25 protein-coding genes are annotated in these 24,617 nt (G+C 73.4%); 14 read left to right on the top strand and 11 right to left on the bottom strand.

The window, feature by feature from the left end:
- Positions 1-125: 125 nt before the first annotated feature.
- The gene (locus ACZ7C5_RS04345) at positions 126-455 is read right to left on the bottom strand and encodes a MoaF-related domain-containing protein (protein ID WP_188298185.1); all 330 of its coding nucleotides are present in this window, start codon (positions 453-455) and stop codon (positions 126-128) included.
- A gap of 224 nt (positions 456-679) precedes the next feature.
- On the opposite strand from ACZ7C5_RS04345, the gene ACZ7C5_RS04340 reads away from it, so the two are divergent.
- Positions 680-2,002 (top strand): esterase/lipase family protein, encoded by a 1,323-nt coding sequence (locus ACZ7C5_RS04340; RefSeq protein ID WP_470321933.1) that lies wholly within the window; start codon positions 680-682, stop codon positions 2,000-2,002.
- 104 nt (positions 2,003-2,106) lie between these two features.
- Here ACZ7C5_RS04340 and ACZ7C5_RS04335 read toward each other — a convergent pair whose 3' ends face one another.
- Positions 2,107-2,919 (bottom strand): hypothetical protein, encoded by an 813-nt coding sequence (locus ACZ7C5_RS04335; protein WP_401088058.1) that lies wholly within the window; start codon positions 2,917-2,919, stop codon positions 2,107-2,109.
- Between the two features lie 173 nt (positions 2,920-3,092).
- Complete coding sequence (locus tag ACZ7C5_RS04330) at positions 3,093-3,896, bottom strand: IclR family transcriptional regulator (protein WP_401088056.1); 804 nt, start codon at positions 3,894-3,896, stop codon at positions 3,093-3,095.
- A 216-nt stretch (positions 3,897-4,112) separates the two neighbouring features.
- Between ACZ7C5_RS04330 and aceB the strand changes: the two genes are divergently transcribed.
- Positions 4,113-5,792, top strand: a complete 1,680-nt coding sequence (gene aceB / locus ACZ7C5_RS04325; protein WP_470321932.1) for a malate synthase A — start codon at positions 4,113-4,115, stop codon at positions 5,790-5,792.
- Positions 5,793-5,840: 48 nt separating this feature from the next.
- On the top strand, positions 5,841-6,092 hold the full coding sequence (locus ACZ7C5_RS04320; RefSeq protein ID WP_401088187.1) for an allophanate hydrolase-related protein: 252 nt from the start codon (positions 5,841-5,843) through the stop codon (positions 6,090-6,092).
- A gap of 142 nt (positions 6,093-6,234) precedes the next feature.
- Here ACZ7C5_RS04320 and ACZ7C5_RS04315 read toward each other — a convergent pair whose 3' ends face one another.
- The 7 genes from ACZ7C5_RS04315 to ACZ7C5_RS04285 form a co-directional block, all read right to left on the bottom strand.
- Entirely contained in the window at positions 6,235-7,620 is a 1,386-nt protein-coding gene (locus ACZ7C5_RS04315; RefSeq protein WP_401088052.1) for an 8-oxoguanine deaminase, read from the bottom strand.
- Positions 7,621-7,690: 70 nt separating this feature from the next.
- Positions 7,691-9,169, bottom strand: a complete 1,479-nt coding sequence (locus ACZ7C5_RS04310) for a nucleobase:cation symporter-2 family protein (protein WP_401088050.1) — start codon at positions 9,167-9,169, stop codon at positions 7,691-7,693.
- Positions 9,170-9,385: 216 nt separating this feature from the next.
- Complete coding sequence (pucL, locus tag ACZ7C5_RS04305; RefSeq protein ID WP_470321931.1) at positions 9,386-10,306, bottom strand: factor-independent urate hydroxylase; 921 nt, start codon at positions 10,304-10,306, stop codon at positions 9,386-9,388.
- Between the two features lie 29 nt (positions 10,307-10,335).
- Complete coding sequence (gene uraH / locus ACZ7C5_RS04300) at positions 10,336-10,674, bottom strand: hydroxyisourate hydrolase (RefSeq protein WP_401088045.1); 339 nt, start codon at positions 10,672-10,674, stop codon at positions 10,336-10,338.
- Between the two features lie 98 nt (positions 10,675-10,772).
- Positions 10,773-11,276, bottom strand: coding sequence for a 2-oxo-4-hydroxy-4-carboxy-5-ureidoimidazoline decarboxylase (uraD, locus tag ACZ7C5_RS04295; protein ID WP_470321930.1), 504 nt, complete (start codon positions 11,274-11,276; stop codon positions 10,773-10,775).
- A 246-nt stretch (positions 11,277-11,522) separates the two neighbouring features.
- The gene (locus ACZ7C5_RS04290; protein WP_188299490.1) at positions 11,523-11,903 is read right to left on the bottom strand and encodes a helix-turn-helix domain-containing protein; all 381 of its coding nucleotides are present in this window, start codon (positions 11,901-11,903) and stop codon (positions 11,523-11,525) included.
- Positions 11,900-12,154, bottom strand: a complete 255-nt coding sequence (locus tag ACZ7C5_RS04285; RefSeq protein ID WP_188299491.1) for a thiamine-binding protein — start codon at positions 12,152-12,154, stop codon at positions 11,900-11,902. Before ACZ7C5_RS04285 ends, ACZ7C5_RS04290 begins: the two co-directional genes overlap by 4 nt.
- Before the next feature lie 338 nt (positions 12,155-12,492).
- Between ACZ7C5_RS04285 and ACZ7C5_RS04280 the strand changes: the two genes are divergently transcribed.
- The 11 genes from ACZ7C5_RS04280 to ACZ7C5_RS04230 all read left to right on the top strand — a co-directional run bounded on the left by ACZ7C5_RS04280 (position 12,493) and on the right by ACZ7C5_RS04230 (position 24,187).
- Complete coding sequence (locus ACZ7C5_RS04280) at positions 12,493-13,653, top strand: glycerate kinase (RefSeq protein WP_470321929.1); 1,161 nt, start codon at positions 12,493-12,495, stop codon at positions 13,651-13,653.
- Between the two features lie 180 nt (positions 13,654-13,833).
- Positions 13,834-15,219: an allantoinase AllB gene (allB, locus tag ACZ7C5_RS04275; protein ID WP_470321928.1), complete on the top strand. Its 1,386-nt coding sequence runs from the start codon at positions 13,834-13,836 to the stop codon at positions 15,217-15,219.
- Positions 15,220-15,229: 10 nt separating this feature from the next.
- A complete protein-coding gene (gene alc / locus ACZ7C5_RS04270; RefSeq protein WP_401088035.1) occupies positions 15,230-16,441 on the top strand; it encodes an allantoicase in 1,212 nt (403 codons plus the stop codon).
- A gap of 391 nt (positions 16,442-16,832) precedes the next feature.
- Entirely contained in the window at positions 16,833-17,612 is a 780-nt protein-coding gene (locus ACZ7C5_RS04265; protein ID WP_401088034.1) for an IclR family transcriptional regulator, read from the top strand.
- Between the two features lie 228 nt (positions 17,613-17,840).
- On the top strand, positions 17,841-18,758 hold the full coding sequence (locus ACZ7C5_RS04260; protein WP_401088032.1) for a metal-dependent hydrolase: 918 nt from the start codon (positions 17,841-17,843) through the stop codon (positions 18,756-18,758).
- Positions 18,759-18,944: 186 nt separating this feature from the next.
- Positions 18,945-20,036 (top strand): PDR/VanB family oxidoreductase, encoded by a 1,092-nt coding sequence (locus ACZ7C5_RS04255; RefSeq protein ID WP_401088030.1) that lies wholly within the window; start codon positions 18,945-18,947, stop codon positions 20,034-20,036.
- Between the two features lie 10 nt (positions 20,037-20,046).
- Entirely contained in the window at positions 20,047-20,955 is a 909-nt protein-coding gene (locus tag ACZ7C5_RS04250; protein WP_401088028.1) for a M24 family metallopeptidase, read from the top strand.
- Positions 20,952-22,784 carry an SDR family oxidoreductase gene (locus tag ACZ7C5_RS04245; RefSeq protein ID WP_401088027.1) on the top strand — a complete coding sequence of 611 codons (1,833 nt, stop codon included), beginning with the start codon at positions 20,952-20,954 and terminating at the stop codon, positions 22,782-22,784. The genes ACZ7C5_RS04250 and ACZ7C5_RS04245 overlap by 4 nt, the downstream gene beginning before the upstream one ends.
- A 94-nt stretch (positions 22,785-22,878) precedes the next feature.
- The gene (locus ACZ7C5_RS04240; protein ID WP_401088025.1) at positions 22,879-23,076 is read left to right on the top strand and encodes a type II toxin-antitoxin system VapB family antitoxin; all 198 of its coding nucleotides are present in this window, start codon (positions 22,879-22,881) and stop codon (positions 23,074-23,076) included.
- Positions 23,069-23,485, top strand: coding sequence for a PIN domain nuclease (locus tag ACZ7C5_RS04235; RefSeq protein WP_401088023.1), 417 nt, complete (start codon positions 23,069-23,071; stop codon positions 23,483-23,485). Before ACZ7C5_RS04240 ends, ACZ7C5_RS04235 begins: the two co-directional genes overlap by 8 nt.
- An 81-nt stretch (positions 23,486-23,566) precedes the next feature.
- Entirely contained in the window at positions 23,567-24,187 is a 621-nt protein-coding gene (locus tag ACZ7C5_RS04230) for a LysE family translocator (RefSeq protein ID WP_188300635.1), read from the top strand.
- A 57-nt stretch (positions 24,188-24,244) separates the two neighbouring features.
- Here the strand turns inward: ACZ7C5_RS04230 and ACZ7C5_RS04225 are convergent, their stop codons facing one another.
- A complete protein-coding gene (locus ACZ7C5_RS04225) occupies positions 24,245-24,538 on the bottom strand; it encodes a hypothetical protein (protein ID WP_401088021.1) in 294 nt (97 codons plus the stop codon).
- Between the last annotated feature and the right edge of the window lie 79 nt (positions 24,539-24,617).

Below are 24,617 nucleotides of genomic sequence, written 5' to 3'. Positions count from 1 at the left end.
CGGACCGACCGAACCCCCGGAGCCGCAGCTCCGGGGGTTCGACGGTCTTCGGGAGCCGTACGGCCCCCGCCCGGCGGTCCCGCCGCCCGGGTCACCTGCTCAGGCGACCCGCTCAGGCCACTCGCTCAGGCCACCCGCTCCAGCGTCCCGGTGTGCAGCTCGCCGACCCGGCCGCCCTCGCCCTCGAAGGTCCAGAAGGCCCGCACCGTCAGCCTGCCGAGGTCCATCACGTGGCTGACGGTGATCCCGCTCTGCTCCGTCCAGCTGACGAAGTAGACCTCCGGCGCGACCTCGGCGACGTGCAGCCGTACGTCCTCCCACTGGCCCGCGGACTCGCCGAGGCCCTCCCAGCGCAGCCGCGTGCCGTCGGCCGAGTAGGTGTTGCGGAAGGCCGCGCCGTTGTCGGCCCGGAAGAGGTAGGTGCGGCCGGCGAAGGCGGGCAGGGGCGCGGTCATGGCGGGGCTGGTCCTCGTTTCTGCTCGGTCGGGTCCGTGACGTCGTGGCGAGCACCCGGTCGGGCTCGCCGCTCTTGTGCACGGCGGAACATGTCAGACCTCCAATTTATCCGACCGGGTGCACTCCGTCAGACGCTCGCCACGGTACGGTCCGCCACCGCGCGGCCGGCGGGGTGTGCCGCCGGCACATGGGCAGCGCCGCGCGCCGGTCCTACCGTCCGGCCATGAGACGTACCCCCACACGCCCCGCTCCGACGAGTCGCGTCCCCACCGCCCTCGCCGCCGTGCTGCTGACCCTGGCCGCAGCCCTTCTCGGTGCCCCCGCCACCGCGCAGGCGGGCACGCCCCAGGGCACGACCCAAGGCGCAACGCAGGCCACGGCCACCGCCCCCCTCACCCTGGAAGCGACCTTCCCCACCCCCGGCAACGGCTGGGCCAAGGTCGAGCGCTACCTCGACACCACCTCGGGCTTCCGCACCGAGCAGTTCCCGTCCGACGGCCGCGGTGACCAGGACGGCGCCCGCCGGACCTACTTCGGCACCGGCCGGCCCTCCTCCGCCCGCTTCCTGCTCTACTCCGCCGCCGGCTGGGACACCGGCAGCCGGGCCACTCCCGTCCTGCTGGTCCACGGCGCCAACGACAACGCCGACCGGGCCTGGGCGAACCCGGGGGAGAGCGGCGTCTGCGGTGCCGCGAGCTGCCCCTCCACCGGGCTCGCCCAGTACCTGGCCGGCACCGGCCGCCGGGTCTTCGCGATCGGCTTCGCCCACAAGCACGGCGACAACCTGCTCCAGGCGCAGGCCGTGGGCGACGCCGTCGCACTGATCCGGGACCGGCTCGGCGTGCCCCAGGTCGACGTGGTGGCCTGGAGCAAGGGCGAGGTCGCCGCGAGGGCGTACGTGTCCTCCGTGAAACCCTCCTGGGGGAGGGCGTACGCGGGCGACGTGCGCCGTCTGGTCACCCTCGGCGGCCCGCACGGCGGGCTCGACTACGTGTACGCGCACGGCTGGGACTTCGACCTGGCCACCTGGCCGGCCTGCGGCGGCACCGCCAACGCGCCGTCCCCGCACCTCTACATGACCTGCTACGGCACGTACACCGCGCAGCCCTGCCTCGGTGTGCTGCCGAGCGGCGGGTACGACTGCTACCCGGGGCAGCGCCAGCTGCTCGCCCGCTGGGACGGCACCTACGGAGTGGACTCCACCGCGCAGGACTGGTGGACCACCTACTACGGGGGCCAGGGCCTCTACACCTCGGGCCAGGGCATCCAGGCGGCGATCGACGCGGGCTCCCTGATCGCCCCGCTCCGGCAGGCAGGTGTCCCGGCCTCGGTGCCCACCTACCTGCTGGCGGGCGGGTCGGCCGACCTCCCGGGGGTGCTCAACGAGAACCGCGGGCCGAGCGACGGCCTGGTGTTCACCGCGAGCGCCCTGGACACCACCGGTATCGCGACGGTAGGCGGCACCCGGCTGCTCGGCGGCCTCAACCACCTGGAGCTCGCCTGGGCACCGGACGCGGCGAGCCAGGTCGACGCCTGGCTGGGCTGACCAGGGCCGGTGGACCGGCGGACCGTGCACAGCCGGGCACCCACCGCCGGGCACCCACAGCCGGTGGGCGTTCACCAGTGAGCACCCACCGGCGGGGCCGCGGATCAGGACCCGGCAGCCGTCCGGACCACCGTGATGTCGAACGGCTGCCGGTTGTTGCCCGTGTTCGGGTCGTCCGCGCTGCGCACCTCGACCGAGCCGCCGCTCAGCGTGCCCACCGGAAGCTCCGGGTCGAGCCTGACCGGGACCAGGGCGGTCGCGCTGCGCCCTTCCCGCAGCCCGGGCCCGAACACGCACCGCACCACGCGGCCGTTGCCGGCCACCCGGCAGTCGGACGGGAAGAACGGGCCCTCGGCGGTGACCCCTTCCGGCAGGGTGACCACGACCGTGAACGGGGAGGCGGTGGTGTCCGGGCCCCCGTTGCCGACGAAGGCGTGGACGGTGGTGGTGCCGCCGGGCGTGGCCGCGTCGGGGTCGATCCGGACCGCCTCCAGATCGGAGCGGGACGGCCGCGCCCCGGCGGGCGCGGGCAGCGTGGAGGTCCCGGCCGTCCCGGAGCCCCCGGGCCTGGACGGCGCGGGCAGGGTGGAGGCCTCGGGCGTGGACGGCGCGGGCAGTGTCGAGGCCTGGGCCGTCCCGGAGCCGTCAGGCGTGGACGGCGCGGGCAGGACGGACGCCACCGGCGCGCCCGGCGCGACGACCTCCACCGCGGGCCGGGGCTCGGGCCGGTGCAGCGCCCAGGACGGGTCGGTGGCCAGCACCGTCACCGCGCACCCCGCCGCGACGGCCGCCGCCAGCCCGGCGCCGCCGAACCGCCGGCCTCTCGCGCCGTGCCGCACGCCACCGCGCCGCACTCCACCGCCGCGCGCCCCGTCGTCGCTCACGCCACCGCGCACGTCCCGGTGCTGCTGCTCCATCCCCGCTCACCCTGCCTCGCGTTCCGGCCGCCCGCGCCGTCGCGGGCCGCGTCCGCACCAGGGTGGCGGAGCCGCCGCCGGGGTCCGGGCGCAACCCGCCCGTCGTCCGCCCGAACGGATGACGCGGCACGCCGCCCCGACCGGTCCGTCCGGCAACGGAGGTTGACGCGGCCTCAGGGCGCGAGGACCTGCCCCAGCCTGGTGGCGATCCGGTGCATCACCGGCACCAGCGAGGAGGCGCCGGCCTGCTCCTCCAGGGCCCGGATGCGGGCCTCGGGGCCGGAGACCGAGAGCGCGGTGGGCGTCGGCGCGCCGGGGACGGCGAGTGCGATGCAGCGGACGCCGATCTCCTGCTCCTGGTCGTCGACCACGTAGCCGCGCTCGCGCGCCTCGGCGAGCTGACGCATCAGCTCCTGCGGGTCGGTGAGCGTGTACTCGGTGTGCGCGGGCAGCGGGTCGGGGCCGAGGACGGCGCGCGCCTCGTCCTCGGGCAGTTGGGCGAGCAGCGCCTTGCCGACGCCGGTGCAGTGCGGCTGCACCCGTCGGCCGACCTCGGTGAACATCCGCATCGAGCGGCGCGACTGCACCTGGCCGACGTACACCACCTCGCCGCCCTCCAGCACCGCCAGGTTGGCGGTCTCGCCGGTGGCCTCCATGAGTTCGGCCAGGTACGGGCGGGCCCAGCTGCCGAGCAGCCGGCCGGCCGTCTCGCCGAGTCGGATCAGCCGGGGGCCGAGGGTGTAGCGGCGGGCGGTGTCCTGGCGGACATAGCCCTGCTGGACGAGGGTACGAACCAGCCGGTGGATGGTCGGCATCGGGAGGCCGGACGTGGTGGCGAGTTCGCTGAGCGTGGCCACGCCGCCGGAGTCGGCCAGCGCCTCCAGGAGTTGGAAGGCGCGTTCGACGGACTGCACGCCGCCGCCCGCGCGGTCGGCGCCTGTCGTCGATGCTGGGTCGGGGGTCGCAACCACCGGCATTTCCTTCACTGTCGGGGAGGAGTCTTCACTGTCGGGGAGGAGCAGAGTCCCGGCGACCTCTTCAACAAACCGTTGAAATTCTGTATCGCGGAAACTAGTCTCCACCTTACAGAATCGAGCCCGCCGGCCCGGCGGGTTCCGATCGCGGAAGTCCCCGAGGAAGTTCCCGCCGGAGCTCCCTTCGCCAGACTCGACCGTCTTAGGAGTGTCCTGCTCATGGCCGCAGATCAGGAGCCCTCTCCCAGCCTCGGGCTGGGGGCGCCCCCGTACGCCTCCTCCGCCGTTCCGGTCGTCACCGTCGCCGGTCCTCACGTCCACCGGGCGGAGGAGGTGCTCACTCCGGAGGCGGTCGCCTTCGTCGCCGGGCTCCACCGCGCCTTCGAGGGGCGCAGGCGGGAACTACTGGCCAGGCGGAGGAGCCGGCGCGCCGAGATCGCCGCCGCCGGCACGCTGGACTTCCTCCCCGAGACCGCCGGGATCCGGGCCGGCGACTGGAAGGTCGCCGAGGCACCGCGCGCCCTCCAGGACCGCAGGGTCGAGATCACCGGCCCGACCGACCGCAAGATGGTCGTCAACGCGCTCAACTCCGGGGCGCGGATCTGGCTCGCCGACTTCGAGGACGCCACCTCCCCGACCTGGGAGAACGTGGTCGGCGGCCAGGTCAACCTGATCGACGCCTTCGAAGGCCGGATCGACTTCACCAGTGCGGCCGGCAAGGCCTACACCCTCAAGCCCGCCGCCGAACTCGCCACCGTCGTGGTCCGCCCGCGCGGCTGGCACCTGGACGAGAACCACCTGCTGGTCGACGGCGCTCCGGTGGCCGGCGCGTTCGTCGACTTCGGCCTCTACTTCTTCCACAACGCCGCCCGGCTGCTGGCCAAGGGCGCCGAGGACCCCAACTCCGGGCCGTACTTCTACCTGCCGAAGACCGAGAGCCACCTCGAAGCCCGGCTGTGGAACGACGTGTTCACCCACGCCCAGGCCGAACTCGGCATCCCGCACGGCACCGTCAGGGCGACCGTGCTGATCGAGACCATCACCGCCGCGTTCGAGATGGACGAGATCCTCCACGAGCTGCGCGACCACGCCGCCGGACTCAACGCCGGGCGCTGGGACTACCTGTTCTCGATCGTCAAGAACTTCCGTGACGCCGGCGAGCACTACATCCTCCCCGACCGCAACAGCGTCACCATGGCCTCGCCGTTCATGGCCGCCTACACCCGGCTGCTGGTGCGGACCTGCCACCGGCGCGGCGCCCACGCGATCGGCGGCATGGCCGCGTTCATCCCGAGCCGTCGCGACCCTGAGGTCAACGCCGCCGCGCTGGAGAAGGTCAAGGCGGACAAGGACCGTGAGGCGGGCCACGGCTTCGACGGCTCCTGGGTCGCCCACCCGGACCTGGTGCCGGTCGCCCGGGCCTCCTTCGACGCGGTGCTCGGCGAGCGGCTCCACCAGAAGGACGACCCGGGCCCGGCCGGGCCGGTGACCGCCGCCCAGCTGCTCGACGTCGCCGGCGCCGGCGGCAGTTGCACCCGCGCGGGGCTGCACAACGCCGTCCAGGTCGGCATCCGGTACATCGAGGCGTGGCTGCGCGGTATCGGGGCCGTCGGCATCTTCGACATGATGGAGGACGCCGCCACCGCCGAGATCTCCCGCTCGCAGATCTGGCAGTGGATCCACAACGGGGTCGTGCTGTCCGACACCGGCGAGAAGGCCACCGCCGGGCTGGTCCGCACCCTGGTCGCCGCGGAGCTGGCCGGACTCCGCGCCGAACTGGGGGAGGACGCCTACGGCGCGGGCCGCTGGCGCGAGGCCGCCCGGCTCTTCGAACAGGTCGCCCTGGCCGATGAGTTCGTGGACTTCCTGACCCTGCCCGCGCTTCCCCTGCTGGGCTGAGCCCGGCCGGCCGGCCGGAGCCACCGCTGCCGTCTTCCGGCCCCGGGCCTGCTGGCCGACCCCGGCGCGGACACCGCCATCGACGGCGAGCTGTACGACATCCCGTTGGAGCGGCTGCGGGACGTCATCCTGCCGGGCGAACCGCGGGAGCTGGAACTGGGCGTGATCACGCTGGAGGACGGCTCCGCCTGCCTGTCCATGCTGCTCTGCCGGGGCGAAGTGGAACGCGGGGTCCATCGGGAGATCACTCACCACGGCGGCTGGCGGGCGTACCTGGCGACGCTGGGGCGTACGGCCTGACGGGGGCCGGAGAACAGATTTCAGCGAACAGATGATGAAAGTTGTCATCTGTTCGCTGAAGCCCGTTCGCTGAAGTCCGTTCGCTGAAGTCCGTCCGCTGAAACCTGTCAGCCGACGGTCCGCACACCCGCCGGGGTGGGCGTCAGACCGGACGGGCCGCCAGCTCGCGGGCCGCGCGGGCGCAGTCGCGGGCGATCCGGTCCTCGTCGACGGTGGTCAGCCGCCCCTCCTCGACCACCGCGATGCCGTTGACGAGCAGCACCGACAGCGGCGGCAGCGACCCGAAGGTGAGCGCGGCGACCGGGTCGGCGATGGAGGAGTGCATGATCCCGTCGATCTTCCACAGCGCCAGGTCGGCGAGCTTGCCGGCCTCGATCGAGCCGATCTCGTTTTGCCGGCCGAGCACCCGGGCACCGCCCATGGTGCCCAGTCGCAGCACCTGCCGGCCGGTCAGGGCGGTGGGGGAGCCGTGCAGCCGGTTGATCAGCAGCGCGTTGCGCAGCTCCGTCCCCAGCTCGCCGGATTCGTTGGAGGCGGCGCCGTCCACACCGAGGCCGACCGGCACACCGGCCCGGAGCATGTCGGGTACCCGGGCGATGCCGGCGGCCAGCCGGGCGTTGGAGGACGGGCAGTGGGCCACGCCGGTGCCGGTCCCGGCGAACTTGGCGATGTCGGAGTCGCTCATGTGCACGCAGTGCGCCATCCAGACGTCCTCGCCGAGCCAGCCCACCGACTCGAAGTAGTCCGTCGGGCCCATGCCGAACAGCTCCTTGCAGAACTGTTCCTCCTCGGCGCTCTCCGAGCCGTGGGTGTGCAGCCGGACACCCTTGCGGCGGGCGAGTTCGGCGGACCGGCGGAGCAGGTCGGTGGAGACCGAGAAGGGCGAACAGGGCGCGATCGCGACCTGCAGCATCGAGCCGAAGGAGGAGTCGTGGTGGCGGTCCACGGCGGCCTCGGAGGCGGCCAGGATGTCGTCCGGCTCCTCGACCGCGTGGTCCGGCGGGAGCCCGCCGTCCTTCTGCGAACGGTCCATCGAGCCGCGCAGCGCGGTGAAGCGCAGACCGAGTTCCCGGACGGCCTCGACGGAGGCGCCGAGGACGTCGCCGCCGTCCCTCGGGAAGACGTAGTGGTGGTCGGAGGCGGTGGTGCAGCCGGACTTGAGCAGGGCGGCGGCGGAGCCCAGACTCGCGGCGTGGACGAGCTTCGCGTCGATCCGCGCCCAGGTCGGGTAGAGGGCGACCAGCCAGTCGAACAGGATGTCGTCCTGGGCCAGGCCGCGGGTGAGCCACTGGTAGAAGTGGTGGTGGGTGTTGACCAGGCCGGGGGTGACCAGGTGGCCCTCACCGTCGATCCGGCGCACCACGTTGTCCAGCCACGCGGGGGCGGGGCCGTCCCCCACCGCCTCGACGGTGTTGCCGAGCACGACCACGTGGCCGCGGGCGTACTCGGTGTCGTTCGCGTCCACGGTGGCGATCGCGGCGTTCTCGATCACGATCCGCCGGTCGGCGGGCGGGGGCTGGACTGCCATGGTGTGACTCCTCTGGGGAGGGCCGGGAGAGGGGCGCGCACCGGATATGGCGCGCCCCTTCTCGGGCCGGTCAGGACGGTGTCGCCGTCGGCACCGTCGCGCCGGGGGCCTGGTCGGACCCGGGCCGGCGGGTGGTTCCGACGTGGTGGAAGAGCAGGTTGAGCAGGACGGCCAGTACGCAGCCGGCCGAGATCCCCGAGTGCAGCAGGGTCCGGGCGGCCTCCGGGAAGGCGTCGTAGAACGTCGGTACGGCGATCGGTACGATGCCGACCCCGAGCGAGACCGACACCAGGATGGTGTTCGAGCCCGACTCCATGCCGGCCTCCGCGAGGGTGCGGATGCCGCCGGCCGCGACAGTGCCGAAGAGCACGATCCCGGCGCCGCCGAGGACGGGCTGCGGAACCAGTGAGACGACCGAGCCGAGCACGGGGAACAGGCCCAGCAGGACCAGGATTCCTCCGCCGGCCGCGACCACGAAGCGGCTGCGGATCCTCGTCAGCGCCACCAGCCCGATGTTCTGGGCGAAGGCGCTGGCGGCGAAGCCGTTGAAGACGGGGCTGAGCGCGGTGGCCAGACCGTCGGCCCGCAGGCCGGCGGCGAGGGTGGGTTCGTCGGCCTCGCGGTCGACGATCCTGCCGAGGGCGAGCATGTCGGCGGTGGACTCGGTCATCGAGACCACCATGACGATGCACATCGAGACGATCGCGGCGGCGTCGAACGCGGGCGCGCCGAAGTGGAACGGGGAGGGGAGCGAGAACACCTTCGCGTCCTGGACCGCGCCGAAGTGGGCCAGCCCCAGCGGAAAGGCGACCAGGGTGCCGATCGCCAGACCGACGAGCAGGGACAGCTGCTGCCAGAAGCCGCGCAGCAGCCGGTGGCAGAGCACCACCGCGGCGAGCGTGATCGCGGCGAGGCCGACGGCCCGCATGGAGCCGTACCCGGGGGCGCTCGGCGAGCCGCCGCGCGCCCAGTTGACCGCCACCGGAAGCAGGGACACCCCGATGAGGGTGATCACGGTGCCCTGGACGACCGGTGGGAAGAACCGGATGAGCTTGCAGAAGTACGGTGCCGCGAGGAAGCAGAGGAGGCCCGCGACGATCACCGCTCCGAAGATCACCGGGAGGGCGTCCCTCGGGCCCCCCGTCCTGTCGACGGACCCCTTGGCGATCGCGATCATGGGCGCGACGCCCGCGAAGGAGACGCCGTTCACGAACGGCAGTCGCGCGCCGATCTTCCAGACGCCGAGGGTCTGGAGGAGGGTGGCCAGTCCGGCGGTGAACAGGCTGGCCGAGATGAGCAGGGCGAGTTCGGCGGGGGAGAGTCCGACGCCGGCGCCGACGATGAGCGGGGGTGCGACGACCCCGGCGTACATCGCGGCGACGTGCTGGAGCCCGGTGGAGAACAGCTTCACCGGGGGCAGCCACTCGTCCACGGGATGGGTTCCGGAGCCGGCCGGCTCACCGGGGAGGTGCGCCGGCGCGCCGTCCGGGCCGGGTGTTCCCGGTGAGGTGGAACCGCCTTCTGTACTGCTGGTGTTGCTGGGTGCCATGTCGAGCCCCTCTTGTGCCCGTGGCTCCCGGCGTGCCCGTGGCGCTGGAGTGCGGCCGGTTCCGATGTGACCGAGGACGGGACGGCGGTGCGGGGATCCCTCGGCCGGCCTCTCCGGTGCCCGGGGCCGGCCGCCGCGAGGCAGACACGAACTCCGGTGGGTGGGGGTGGAGAACCGCTGGTACGGGTGGAACTGCTGGAGCTGGGGGACGGGACGTCAGGCGACCGGGATGACCGGGACGACGCCCTCGCGGTGCACGGTGCCCTCGATCAGGCCGTACATGCGGTCCGCGGCGAAGTAGACCTCGTTCTCGTTCTTCAGCCTGAACGGCTCCAGATCGACCAGGAAGTGGTGCTTGTTGGGCAGTTCGAGTCGGACCTCGTCCACCTCGGCACGGTTGTCGAGGACCCGGGTGCCCATCGCGTGCAGGGTCTGCTGCAGCGAGTAGGAGTAGGTCTCGGCGAACGCCTCCAGCAGGTGCCGCTTCACCTGGGCGTAGGAGCGGTTCCAGTCGGGCTGGGCCTCGCCGTCCCCGCCGCTGTGGCCGAACTTCCAGCGGGCGGTGACCTGGGTGGCGAGGATGCGGTCGTACGATTCCCTGAGCGTGGTGTAGCCGTCCTTGATGTAGCCCCAGAACTCCGAGTCGGTGGAGTTCATGACGACCAGGTCCTTCAGGCCGGAGACGACCCGGACGGCCTCGCCGTCGTAGACGATCTCGCTGGTGCGGACCTCCTGGCCGGTACGGACGAAGGAGTGGCCGGCCTCCTCCGAACCGGTGAGGCGGGCGGAGCTGTCCGGAGTCCTGATCCGGTCCCAGGCGTACTCCTCGATCCGGATCCGGGCGCCGTGTACGACGCCGCGCTCGGTGTCCTCGACGAAGTGGCGGGCCAGGAGGATGCCGAACGCCTCGGCCGACTCGATGCCGTACTTCTTGGCGAAGGCGTAGACGGTGTTCTTGGTGGTGTCGGTGGGGAGGCAGTTGGCGTTGGACCCGGTGAGGTGGACGTCCTCGAACTCGCCGCGCAGCGAGACCGAGACGTTCAGGTCCTTGATCTCGTGCCGGGTGGAGTCGCGGCGGATCCGGACGATGCGGTTCTCCGCCTTGCCGTACTGGTTCTGGCCGAGCACGTGGGCCATGGCGTGGCTCCTAAGCTTTCCGGGCCGGTCTACTGGCTTCCGCGGTAGACCGAGTAGCCGAACGGGTTGAGCAACAGCGGCACGTGGCAGTGGTGCTGTCCGGGCGCGACCGTGAAGACGATCGAGACCTCGGGGAAGAACGGCGGTTCGGCGGACTTGAGCGCGTGGTAGGCACCGGTGTCGAAGAGCAGCCGGACGACCGAGCCCGCCTCCACGGCCGGCAGGTCCCTGACCCGGCCGTCGGAGTCCGTGGCGGAGGCGCCGAGCACCTGCCAGCCGCCCTCGGTGCGCAGTGCGAGCTCGACCGGGACGCCCTCGGCCGGTCGGCCGAGGCTGGTGTCGAGCACGTGGGTGGAGATGCCAGTCATGGATGAAGTGACCTTACTGATTTCGGAAATGATGACGCGTCAGCTTTCTGGATGGTCGCGCCTCGCGCCTGTCCGGCACGATATTTTCTGACGATGCGTCAGGATCCGTCGAGCAGACGGCCGAGCCGGATGTCGTTGATCCTGAGCAGCTCCCCGCGGACGATCTCAGCCTCGGTGGCGGCGTCGTTGGGATGGCGCTCCCGCAGGGCGGCGAGCATGCCGGTCGCGGTGCGGCCGGTCGCGCGGATCAGGAACACGTGGCCGAACTTGGCCTCGTAGGCGGCGTTGGCCTCGTGCAGCTCGTCGAGGAGGGCCCGGTCCGCGCCCTGGATTCCGGCCTGTTCGCGCTCGGAGGCGGCGTCGCCCGCGATGGGCTCGCCGATCCGGGCGTGGCCGGCCGTCGCGTCGCGCAGGTCCTCGGCCGTCAGTGACGCCATGGCCGTCGCGTTGGCGGTGAGCAGGGATTCCCGGTCGGGCCAGGGTCTGGTCTCCGCGACCGCGGCGGCCCAGCGGGGGCTGGAGCACACCTCCAGCAGGATCTCCGCCAACTCCGCGGCGTCGGCCTCGGCCAGGGCGTCAAGGGTGTGGGGGCGGTTGGTCACGAGTGGACCTCCTGAAGAGTGGTGCCACCCGGAAAAGCTAGATCGGCCCCACCCGGCCGTCAACACTTTGTTGAATGGTTGGTGGTGACGTTTTTCGAGCCGGCCCGCGATGCCGGCCCTTTCGTGGGCGATTCGCCAAGTGTGCCCCGCCGCAGGCCGATCCAGTCCTGCCGCACCGGCGGGGTCACCCGTTCGGAAGTCCCCGTGGCCGGGGTCCGCGCGCGCCCCGGGGGCGCCGAGCGGGCGTCAGGGCGACTTGGAAGCGTCCTGCCGGTTCAGGTAGTTGTACACGGTGAAGCGGCTGACGCCCAGGGCCGAGGCGACCGTCTCCACGCCGTGGCGGACGGTGAAGGCGCCGCGCTCCTCCAGGAGTGCGACGACCCGCTGCTTCTCCAGCCGGTCGAGTTCGGCCAGCGGGCGGCCGTCGAACCGGCGGGCCGTCTCGGCCAGCAGCCGGTCCAGCGCACTGTTCAGGTGTGGCAGTCGGACGGCCAGGGCCGGGGCGCCCTCCCACTCCAGGACCAGGTCGTCGGGCTTCGCCTCGTCCAGCGGGACGGGCGTCGCGCCGACCGCGGCGAGCAGCGGCTTCACCGCCGCGGCGAGCGGGTGTTCCACGTTCTCGGTCACGGCGTACCGTCCTCCTCGCCCAGCACGCTGACCTGGACCGAGATCCGGGTCGCCCCGGCGTCCAGGGTCTCCCTGAGCAACGTGGTCACCGCGGCGAGGACCTGCTCGGCCCCACCCTCGGCGCCGGTGCCGAAGGGGCCGACCGACACGGCCAGGCCGGCCTCGTCGACGACCTTGCGGGCCGCCGCGGCGTGCTCCGGGAACGTGTCCAGTTCGAACGGTTCTGTCGTGAACTCCACCATCAATCGCACGGGGTCACTGTAGCGAGCGGGGGTGCGGGCGGGCAGGGCCGGGCGATCGAACGGTCGGCCCTCCTGGGGAATGGTCCGCCCGGGACTTCCCGTCCGGTCGTGCCCGCGCCGTCGGGAGGCCGGACCCGGCCGGCGTGCGGGCCGGGGCTCATCCGCCCGCTGCCGGTCGCTCCGAGCCGGTGACGCGTACGTCCCCCTGGGGGCACGTCGGACAAGCCCGGTGCGTGTCACCCGGCCGCTCCCCGCCGAGGGGGCTGGCTCCGCGGGCCGCCCGGGCACATGCTGGACGCACGGCGCAGCACCACCGCCGCACCCGTACGGAAGCGAGGACCCGCGTCATGCCCCCCACCCCCCGTCAGGGCCATGTGGTCGTCGCTCCCGACAAGTTCAAGGGCAGCCTGGAGGGCGCAGAGGCGGCCGCCAGGATCGCCGCCGGGATCCGGCGCGCCGCGCCCGGCACCGAGGTGCGCGAACTGCCCGTCGCCGACGGCGGCGAGGGCACCCTGGCCGCGGCGCTCGCGGCCGGCTTCAGCAGGGTCCCGGTCGAGGTGGCGGGCCCGACCGGCCTGCCGGTGGACGCCGCGCTCGCCGTCCGGGACGACACGGCCGTGGTCGAGCTGGCGCAGGCCTCCGGCCTCGCCCGGCTGCCCGGTGGCCGCGCCGCCCCGCTCACGGCCGGGTCGTACGGGGTCGGCGGGCTGATCGCCGAGGCCGTCTCGCTCGGCGTCAAGCGGATCGTCCTGGGCCTCGGCGGCAGCGCCTGTACGGACGGCGGCGCCGGCATGGTGCAGGCGCTCGGGGTGCGGCTGCGCGACGCGGACGGGGTCGAACTTCCGCCAGGTGGAGCCGCGTTGGGCCGGCTCGCGGAGATCGACCTCGGTTCGCCGGCCGAGCTGCTGGGCGGCGTCGAACTCGTGGTGGCCTGCGACGTGGACAACCCGCTGCTCGGGCCGCGCGGCGCCGCCGCCGTCTACGGTCCGCAGAAGGGCGCCGACGGCGAGGACCTGGTGGTCCTGGAGGCGGGGCTGACCCGGTTCGCCGACCTGGTCGCCGAGGCCACCGGGCGGGACGTCAGGGAGGCGCCCGGTGCCGGCGCCGCGGGCGGGGTGGGCTTCGCCGCCCTCGCGCTGCTCGGTGCCACCATGCGACCCGGCATCGAACTGCTGCTCGACCTGCTGGGCTTCGACGAGGCCGTGCGGGGGGCGCGCCTCGTCGTGACCGGCGAGGGCTGTCTGGACGCGCAGACGCTCCACGGCAAGGCACCCGCGGGAGTCGCCGCGGCGGCCGCCCGGGCGGGGGTTCCGGTGGCCGTGGTGGCGGGACGGCTGGAGCTCTCCGAGTCCGAGTGGCGGGCCGCCGGGTTCGCCGCCGCGGTGGCCCTGGCCGACCTGACCGGGCTGACCGGCCTGACCGAGCAGTCGGGGGACAGCATGGCCAGGGCCGGCGAGCTGGCCGAACGCGCGGGGGAGCGGCTGGCGGAGCGGCTGTTGGCGCCCTGAACCCTCGTACGTCCATCCATTGACGTTTTGTTGAAGGCGGGCCTAGGCTCCCGGCGATCCCTCGGTGCCGCCCGCGATTCCAGCACCTCCGAGCCACCCCCGAGCCACCCCCGAGCCACCCCCGAACCAGCCTCGACGCACCCCCGAACGCCCTCGACTCCCAGGTTCCGGAGGTCTCCCATGCCTTTCAGCCAGCCGACGGTGATCCGCTCCCGACGGGTGGTCCTGCCCGACGGCGAGCGCCCCGCTGACGTGCTGATCCGGGACGGGAAGATCGCCGGGACCGCTCCGCACGGCTCGCTCACGGCCGGCGAGGGCGACCTCGCCGACCTCGGCGACACGGCCCTGCTGCCCGGCCTGGTCGACACCCACGTGCACGTCAACGAGCCCGGCCGCACCGAGTGGGAGGGCTTCGCCACCGCCACCCGGGCCGCCGCCGCCGGCGGCGTCACCACGATCGTCGACATGCCGCTCAACTCGGTCCCGCCCACCACCACGGTGGACGGCCTGGCGGTCAAGCGGAGGGCCGCCGAGCGTCAGGCCTGGGTCGACCTCGGGTTCTGGGGCGGCGCCGTCCCCGGCAACGTCGCGGACCTCGAACCGCTGTACCGGCAAGGCGTGTTCGGCTTCAAGAGCTTCCTCGCCCCCTCCGGAGTGGACGAGTTCCCGCACGTCGAGGCCGCCGGCCTGGAGGCCGCGCTGGCCGAGCAGGCCCGGATCGGGGCCCTGGCGATCATCCACGCCGAGGACCCGTCCGTGCTCGCCGCCGCCCCGCAGCAACCAGGCGTCCACTACCAGGACTTCCTGGCCTCCAGGCCCGCCGGCGCGGAGGCCGCGGCCGTCACCCGCCTGCTCGACACGGCCCGGCGCACCGGCGCCCGGGTGCACGTCCTGCACGTCTCCTCCGCCGCCGTGCTGCCGCTGCTGAGGCAGGCCCGCGAGGACGGCGTACGGGTGACCGCCGAGACCTGTCCGCACTACCTGACCCTCGCGGCCGAGCAGGTGCCGGACGGCGGCACCGCCTTCAAGTGCTGTCCGCCGATCCGTGACGAGTCCAACCGGGACGGGCTCTGGGAGGCTCTGGCGAACGGCGAGTTCACCGCCGTCGTCTCCGACCACTCGCCGTCCACCCCCGACCTGAAGCTGCTGCCCGAGTACGGCGGCAGCGGCGACTTCGCCGCCGCCTGGGGCGGCATCGCCTCGCTCCAGCTGGGCCTGCCGGCGGTCTGGACCGAGGCCCGCCGCCGCGGCCACGCCCTGGCCGACGTGGTGCGCTGGATGTCCTCGGGACCGGCCGGCCTGGTCGGTCTCACCGGCACCAAGGGCGCCATCGCCGCCGGGCACGACGCGGACCTGGTCGCCTTCGACCCCGACGACGGGTTCGCCGTCCGGGCGAGCGGGCTGCACCACCGCAACCCGGTGACCCCGTACGCGGGCCGGACCCTCACCGGCGTGGTGCGCACCACCTGGCTGCGCGGCCGCGAGGTGGACCTCGCGGCCCGTCCCTTCGGCCGGCAGCTCGTCCGGCCGCACTCCCGTCCCGCCACCCCTTCCGATCGCGTCTGAAGGAGAGTCAGTGACCACCGCCGACACCCCGAGTGCTTCCTTCACCGAGCTGGTCGACCTGGCCTCCCGACTGCTCGGCGCAGGAGTCGTCGCCACCAACGAGGACACCTTCGCGGACGCCGAGAACCTGCTGGTCGCCAGGCCGGCCGAGTTCCGCCCGCACACCTTCGGCCACAAGGGCCAGGTCATGGACGGCTGGGAGTCCAGGCGCCGCCGCGGCGTCTCCGCGGACCGGCCGCACCCCGCGGACGGGGACCACGACTGGGCGATCGTCCGGCTCGGCGCCGCCGGTGTGATCCGCGGCGTGATCGTGGACACCGCCCACTTCACCGGCAACCACCCGGAGTCCGCCTCGGTCGAGGCCGCGTCCGTGCCCGGCCACCCCTCGCCCGAGGAGCTCCAGGGCGCGGAGTGGACCACGATCGTGCCGCGCACCCCGCTGAAGGGCGACACCGCCCACGAGTTCGCCGTCGCGGACGGCACCCGCTACACCCACGTGCGGCTCGGCATGTTCCCGGACGGCGGCATCGCCCGGCTGCGGGTGCACGGCGAGGTGCTGCCCGACCCGCGCGACCTGGACGGCCTCACCTTCGACCTGGCCGCCCAGGAGTACGGCGGCGTGGCCGAGGCGGCGTCCGACCGCTACTTCTCCTCCCCGCACAACCTGAACGCTCCCGGTCGCGCTTCGGTCATGGGCGACGGCTGGGAGACCCGGCGCCGGCGCGACAAGGCCAACGACTGGGTGCGGATCGCCCTGGCCGGGGGCGGTGAGGTCCTGGCCGTCGAGGTGGACACCTCCTGCTTCGTCGCCAACGCCCCCGGCTGGGCCGACCTGCTGGGCTTCGACGCCTCGGCCGGGGCCGACCCGGCCGACGGCGAGTGGTTCGAACTCCTGCCCCGCACCCGGCTCCAGCCCGACACCCGGCACCGCTACCGGATCGACGCCGGCCGACAGGTGACCCACGTGCGCATCGACGTCCACCCGGACGGCGGCCTGGCCCGCCTGCGGCTCACCGGCCGCCTCACCGAGGCCGGGCTGGCGGCCCTCGCGCTGCGCTGGTTCGACGCCCTCCCGGCCGCCGAGGCCGCCGCGGCCCTCACCGCGGCCGGTCGCACCGCCGCCGAGGCCGCCGAACTGACCGCCGCCCGCCCGCTGGCGGACCCGTCCGCACCGGCCGCTCCGGCGGCGGCCACCGTGGTCCGGAGCCTGCTCGGCGGCTGACGGCGGCAGTGGACCGTCGCGCTTCCCGGCACGGGTCTCACGCGACGACGGCCCCTTGCGGAACCCGCCCGCTTCCACGCCACGGACGGGGAGCACGGCGCCCGCCTGGTGGTCGCCGTCGCCGGGCCGCGGGCGGGCGGCGGGAACCGACCCTCCCTTGGTGGCCGGTCCACCGCCCGCACCCGCCACCTCCACGGCCGCCGGGTTCGCTTGGGGATGGTGCCTTCCACCTGGACGGTGGGGGAGGGGCCGTGCCGACGCCCCAGGTCGGGCGGTGGGACAGTACGGATTGTCCACGGATATGTACGGACGGCAGTCGTCCGGGCCGCCGGGTCGATAGGCTGGTGCGTGCCCGCGGTCGCTCCGTGGGGGGACATCGGAAGGGGACGACATGTCGACACCAGCCCCGGGTCGTCACGCCGCGCCGGACCAGGGCCCGGCGGGCCCGTTCACCTCCCTCCGGCACGCCCTCAGACTGCTGGAGGCGGTCGACCGTCACCCCGACGGCGCCACCCTGGTGGCCCTCGCCCGGGAGACCGCGCTCGGGCTGCCGACCGTGCGGCGGCTCGCCGAGATCCTGGAGGTCGAGGGCTATCTCCAGTGCCAGGACGGCGGTTGGCTGCTGGGCGGCACCTTCGCCCTGCTCGGGCAGCACAACCGCGAGCAGCTGGTGAAGGCCAGGCTCAACCGCAAGCTCGCCGAACTCCGGGACGAGTTGGGCGCCGCGGTGTACTTCAGTCGCTACCACGACGGCGAGTTGTCGGTGGAGGCGGTCTCGGCCGCCGACTACGCGCCGGCCGTCCAGGAGTGGGTGGACTTCCGGGCCGCCGCGCACGCCAGCGCGATCGGCAAGTGCCTGCTCAGCCAGCTGGACGCGGACGCCAGGCGCGACCACCTCTCCCGGCACCCGGTCGCCCGGCTCACCTCCCGCACCGTCACCGACGCCGACCAGCTGATGCACCGGCTGGAGCGGCAGCCGGCCACGGTGCCGGTGCTGGACATCCAGGAGTACGCGCTGGGCACGGTGTGCGCGGCTGTGCCGATCACCGCGGGCAGTACGGTCGGCTGCCTGGCCACCTCGATGCCGGCCGACGACGTCCACAAGCTGAAGGCCGCCGCCGAGTTGCTGGCGGCCAGGGCGGCGCCGCTGATGCTGGCGATGGCGGTCTGATCGCCGCCCGTCTCGGAGGGCCCCGTCGGACGCGTGTCGTCCGGCGGGGCCCTCGTGCTTTCCCGGCGTCCGGACTCCTGCCCCGCGGCGGAGTCCGCCCTGCGGGGGCCGGTGCGCCACTTATTAGACTCGATGTCGATAAGACTCGCCGAAACCCTTGTCCCCGCGACTACCCGCGAGTACGTTTCCCTGAGTCGAGCCGCCGCCCCCAGGTCAGGAGGGCCTGCCATGCCCCGTTCCACCCCCGTCCCCGCCCTCGCCGCCCCCGCCGCGCGCGTGCACGACGGACTCGTCCTGGAGCCGCGGGACGTCCGTTTCGACTGGGCCGGGCTGCCGCTGCACTGGATCCCGGACGAGCCCATGGCCACCCACGTCATCAACGTGCTGCACCTGCTGCTGCCCGAGGGGGAGCGGTGGTTCGTCAAGGTGTTCAAGGAGGCGCTGCCGCTCATCCGGGACGAGCAACTGCGCGAGGAGGTCCTCGGGTTCATCGGGCAGGAGGCCATCCACGCCGAGGCGCACCAGGAGGTCCTCGACCACCTGCTCGGCCAGGGGCTCGACCCGCGGCCGTACGTCCGGCAGGTCTCCTGGCTGTTCCGGCGCGTCCTCGGCGACAAGCCGGGGCTGACGTCCGCCCAGCGGCGGGAGAACGTCATCGAGCGGGTCGCCTTCATCGCGGCGATCGAGCACTTCACCGCCTTCCTCGGCAACTGGGCGCTCAACTCGCCCGGCCTGGACCGGGCCAAGGCCGACCCGACGATGCTGGACCTGCTGCGCTGGCACGGCGCGGAGGAGGTCGAGCACCGCAGCGTCGCCTACGACCTGATGGTGCACCTGGACCCGGGGTACCTGCGCCGGGTGCGCGGGATGGCGATCTCCGGGCCGCTGCTGGTCCACCTCTGGGTGCGCGGCGCCCGCTTCCTGCTCGCCGCCGATCCCACCCTGGAGGGGCGGCTCAGGCCCAGCTGGCGGGAGGCCGGCCGGATCGCGAAGCGCGGACTGCTGCCGGACCCGGTCAAGTCGTTCCGATCCGGGCTGCGCTACCTGCGGCCGGGCTACCACCCGACCCAGGAGGGCTCGTCCAGTCAGGCGCTGGGCTACCTCGCCACCTCCCCGGCCGCCCGGGCGGCCGCCGGGCGCGGGTGACGGGTGACGGGCGACGTGTGACGGAGTTCAGCGAACAGAAAACATCATCTGTTCGCTGAACTCTGTCTGCTGAAATCTGTTCGCTGAACCCCGCCACCCGAACCCCGCCACCCGAACCCCGCCACCCGAACCCCGCCGCCCGTCAGCCGTTCCCCGCCCGCTCCCGACGCCCAAGGACCCCGCCGGATGGATCTGCGCACCCCGCCCCCCGACCTCTACGGCCGACCCCGAGCCGACGGTTTCATGCGCCGGCTCACCGTCTTCGGCGACCGCTACTCCCCGGCCCTCGGCGGCCCGCTGCTGCGCCGCAACCCCCGCCGCCCGCTCAGCCGCCCCACCCCGCCGCTCCAGCTGGTCGTCGCCGAACGCCGCCGACTGGCCGACGACGTCGTCGAGTTGCGGCTCACCGACCCCTCCGGCGGCCCGCTGCCCGGCTGGCAGCCCGGCGCCCACCTGCGCCTCGCCCTGCCCTCGGGGCGCGAACGCCACTACTCCCTCAGCGGCGACCCGGCCGAGGGCACCGCCTACCGCATCGCCGTCCGGCGGCTGCCCGAGGGCGGCGGCGGGTCCGTCGAGGTCCACGACGTCCTGCACCCCGGCACCCGGATCACCGCCCGCCGCCCGCGCAACGGCTTCGCCTTCTGCGCCGAGCCCGCCGTCCTCCTGCTGGCCGGCGGCATCGGCATCACCCCGCTGCTGCCAATGGCCCGCGAGGCACAGCGGCACGGCCTGGACTGGCGCCTGGTGCACGTCGGCCGCAGCGCCGACACCCTCCCGTACACGGACGAGCTGCGCGCCCTCGATCCGCGCCGGGTCGTGCTGCGCACCGACGACGAGCACGGCGGCGTCCCCACCGGCGCCGAACTGCTCGCCCACGCCCCGCGCGGCGCCGCCGTCTACTGCTGCGGTCCGGCTCCGATGCTCACCGCCGTGCAGCGCGCCCTGGACGGGTCCCCGGCCGCCTCCCTGCACTTCGAGCGCTTCGGCGCCGCGCCCGTGACCGGCGGCGAGCCGTTCACCGTACGCCTGGGCGCGGAAGGACCTGTCCTCGACGTCCCCGCCGACCGCTCCGCCCTGGACGTGCTGCGCGAGGCCCGCCCCGACCTCCCGTACTCCTGCCACCAGGGTTTCTGCGGCACCTGCGAGGTCCGCGTGCTGGCCGGCTCGCCCGACCACAGGGACCGCCGCCTCACCTCCGAACAGCGCGCCGCCGGCGCCCTGCTGCCCTGCGTCTCCCGGGCCGCCGAGGGCGAGACCCTCGTGCTCGACGTCCAGTAAGGAGCCCTCCATGGCGAAAGCGATGCCCGCCTTCCGCTACACCGAGCGCGACCTCGCCCGCTTCCGCGGGACCCAGCAACTCGCCTACCACTGTGCCGAACAGGTCGCCGCCTGGATCGAACCCGGTGTCACCGAGCGGCAGGCCACCGCCGAGCTGCGCCGCCGCCTGGTCGCCGCCGGGGTGCAGGACTTCTTCCACGTCCCCTTCGCCTGGTTCGGCGACCGGACGGCGTTCCGGCACTTCCACACCCCGCTCCAGTTCTTCGCCGGCAACCGCCGGCTGGAGGAGGGCATGCCGTACGTGCTGGACTGCGCGCCCGTGGTGGACGGCTACACCGCCGACATCGGATACGGCGGCAAGGTCGGCGAGAACCGGGTCTGGGACCGCCTGGCCGCCGACCTGAAGGTCTACCGCGAGCTGATCCTCGACGAGGTGCGGGCCCGCAAGCCGCTCGCCGAGGTGTACGCGGCGGTGGACGCCCAGCTCGCCGCGCACGGCTACGACAACCGCCACCAGGTCTACCCGGGCCGGGTGATCGGTCATCAGGTCACCCGCAACACGGCGCGCGGCCCGGCCGGGGTGAACGTGTTCGGCTTCGGCGTGCGCACCCTCCAGACCCTCGGTCGCGAACTCATCTCCGAGCGGCTGCACGGCCGTTCGCCGCTCTGGGCGGACGGCCGCTCGTCCCGGCACGCGCCCACCCCCGGCCTGTGGGCGGTCGAGCCGCACATCGCGTTCCGGGGCGTGGGCATCAAGTTCGAGGAACTGCTGGTGGTCACCGACGACGACGCCCACTGGCTCGACGACGACCTGCCGCACGTCCGCCGCTGGACCACCACCAGCGAGCAGACTGTCGTCGAGCCGACCGCCGCCGAGCGGACCGCCGACGAGCCGACCACCCTGGAGGCCACCCGATGACGCCCGCACCGACGCCCCCGCCGACGCCCCCGACGAGGCCCTCGGCAACGCCCTCGACCACGCCTTCACCCGCGCTCTCGAAGGCGCTCTCGAAGGCGATCCCGACGGCGCCCCCGGTCCGCCGCAGGACCGTCCGCTCCGGCGGCCTCCCGCTCGCCGTCTTCGAACAGGGCGACCCGGCCGCCCCCACCGTCCTCCTCGTGCACGGCTACCCCGACACCCACGCCGTCTGGGACGACATCGCCGCCGACCTCGCCCGCGACCACCACGTGGTCCGCTACGACGTGCGCGGCGCCGGCGAGTCCGGCGCTCCCGCCGACCGGTCCGGCTACCTCCTGGAGCGGCTCGCCGAGGACCTGTTCGCCGTCGCCGACGCCGTCAGCCCGGACCGCCCGGTGCACCTGCTCGCCCACGACTGGGGCTCGATCCAGTCCTGGGAGGCCGTCACCGCACCCGGCGCCGAGCACCGGATCGCCTCGTACACCACCCTGTCCGGCCCCAGCCTGGACCACATGGGCCACTGGCTGCGCCACCGGCTGCGCCGTCCCACCCCGCGCCACCTGGGGCAGCTGCTGCACCAGGGCCTGCACTCCTGGTACATCACCGCCTTCCACCTGCCCTACCTCGCCCCCGGCATCTGGCGCCTCGGCCTCGCCCGGGCCTGGCCGCGGGTGCTGCGCGACCTGGAGCACGTCACCCCGCGCGCCGACCACCCGCAGCCCACCCTGCGCCGCGACGCGGTCCGCGGCATCGAGCTGTACCGGGCCAACTTCCGCCCCACCCTGGGCAGTCCGCGCGAGCGGCCGACCGAGGTGCCGGTCCAGCTGATCACCCTCACCCGGGACAGGTACGTCGGCACCTACCTCTCCGAGGGGCTGGAGCGCTGGGTGCCCGAGCTGACCCGCAGGACGCTGCACGCCGGCCACTGGTCGGCGCTGCTGGAGAAGGGAGCCACCGTGGCCGGTCTGGTCCGCGAGTTCACCGCCCGCGTCGACGAGGGGCGGGCACGCCCGGCCGAGGACGACGGCCGGCTGGTCGTGGTCACCGGTGGCGGCAGCGGCATCGGCCGGGCCACCGCGCTCGCCTTCGCCGAGGACGGCGCCCGGGTGGTGGTCTGCGACCTCGACCTCGCGGCCGCCGAGCGCACCGCCGAACTTGCCTCGCTGATCGGCCCGAAGGCCCACGCCTACCGGGTGGACGTCTCGGACGGGGCCGCCGTGGACGCCTTCGCGCAGACCGTCGCCGCCGAGCACGGGGTGCCCGACGTGATGGTCAACAACGCGGGCATCGGCCACTCCGGGACCTTCCTCCAGACCACCGAGAAGGAGTGGCAGCGGGTCCTGGACGTCAACCTCTGGGGCGTGATCCACGGCTGCCGCGCCTTCGGCACCCTGATGGCCGACCGCGGCCAGGGCGGCCACATCGTCAACGTCTCCTCCGCCGCGGCCTACCTGCCCTCCAAGGCGCTCACCGCCTACGCCACCAGCAAGGCCGCGGTGTTCATGCTCTCCGACTGCCTGCGCGCCGAGTTCACCGGCCACGGCATCGGCGTCTCCACCATCTGCCCCGGCATCGTCAACACCAACATCACCCGCACCTCCACCTTCTCCGCGACCAGCGCCACCGAGCAGGCCGCCAAGCAGGCCCGCGCCGCCAGGCTCTACGCCCGCCGCGGCTTCCCGCCGGAGAAGGTCGCCGCCGCCATCCTCACCGCCGTCCGCACCGGCAGGTCCGTCGTCCCCGTCACCCCCGAGGCCAAGGTCGCCCGTTTCCTCTCCCGTCTCAGCCCCGGCCTCCTCCGCCTCGCCGCCCGCCTCAACATCACCTGACCGGTGAACACCGCCTGATCGGGCCATGCGGGCCCGCGATATCAAGTACTCTCGAACTTGATATCGCAGGCCCGCTCCGCTTGGGAGGCCGACCATGGCCCGTACCGTGATAGACGTCAACGACGAACTGCTGGCCGAGGCCGCCGAGATCTTCGGCACGACGACCAAGGTCGCCACCGTCAACGCTGCCCTTGAGGATGCGGTGAAGCGCCGGAAGGGCCGGGAGTTCCTCGACTGGCTTGCCGAGGGCGGGTTGCCCGATCTCACCGGGCCGGTGGAAAAGGGTGAGTGAGCGCTTTCTGATCGACAAGTCGGCCTTCGCGCGCTATGCCAAGCCGACGGTCCGGGCCGTGGTCAAGCGGCTGTTCAATGAGGGGCGACTTGCGCTCTGTGGCGCCGTCGAGCTGGAAATCATGCACAGTGCCCGGTCCAAGGCCGACGCCCTTCAGATTCGGGAAGGCCTCAGCGGCTTCAACTGGCTGTCCACACCCGACGAGGTGTGGGACCGGGCCATCGAGGTGCAAGCACTCCTGACCGCCTCCGGCACCTGGCGGGCGCTGTCGGTCCCGGACCTCGTCATCGCGGCCACCGCTGAGCGGCACGGCGCCACCGTGCTGCACTACGACGGTGACTACGACATGATCGCCGCCGTCACCGGCCAGCCGACCGAGTGGGTCGTCCCTCCCGGTTCGGCCGACTGACCCGGGGCGGGCCGCCGCCCGTCCGGTTGCCGGGCGGCCGGCCGGCGAGGGCGCTCAGGGGCTGTGAGAGCATCGAGGCCCATGGAGATGACAACGGCCCTGTGGTCCTTCGCCCTCGTCGTGGGGCTGCTCACGCTCACCCCCGGACTCGACACCGCGCTGGTCCTGCGGACGTCGGCGCTGGGGCACCGGCGGCAGGCGTGGGGGGTCGTGCTGGGAATCCAGACCGGGACGCTGCTCTGGGGGACGCTGACCTCGGCCGGGGTGACGGCACTGCTGACCGCCTCGCAGACGGCGTACGAGATCCTGCGCTGGGCGGGCGCGGCCTACCTGGTGTGGATGGGCATCGGGATGCTCCGCGACCGGGGTGGCAAGGCGGCGGTCGAGGAGGAGCCGGAGGACGGCGGCTTCGCGCACGGCTGGCGGCGGGGCACGCTCACCAACCTGCTGAACCCCAAGGTCGGGGTCTTCTACGTGGCCGTGCTGCCGCAGTTCATCCCGGCCTCCGCCCCGCACTTCGCCGCCGGTGTGGCGCTGACCTGCGTCCACGTCGTGGAGGGCCTGCTCTGGTCGACGGTCCTGGTGGGTTTCGCCCAGGTGCTGCGCGGGTGGCTGCGCCGGCCGGCCGCCCGGCGGCTGATGGACCGGGTGACCGGCGCGGTCGTGGTGGGCTTCGGCGTGAAGCTGGCACTGGGCGACTGAGACGAGCGGGCCTGAACGCCCGGGAGGCGCGATCCGGCAGGGCTGCCGGCAGCTGCCTCAGTGGTCGAGCCGCTTCAGCCCCTCCACCAGTTCGTCGGCGTTCATGCAGAGGTGGATGTCGACGGTGGCGTTGAGCTGTAGCCAGAACGGCTCCGCGAGGGACGGTATCGAGGCCTCGTCCGCCACGTCGACGACGAGGATCATGCCTCGGTGCCCGTTGCGGCTGAGGAAGTAGGCCGCCTCCGGCTTGAGTTGGGCGAGGGTCTGCTGGATCGCCTCGTTGATCGTTCCATCGGTGATGAGCTTGTTCGAGGTCGCGGTGTCGAGTTCGACCTCCAGCAGGGCACGCATGATCCCTGCTCCTTCCCCGGGCTCGGGGTGAGTCCGCGACTCCAGCCTCCCCCGGCCCCGGTGGCCACGCAACGTGAGC

The organism is Kitasatospora sp. NPDC036993 (assembly GCF_055607525.1).
This window is presented reverse-complemented; position numbering and strand designations above follow the sequence as displayed.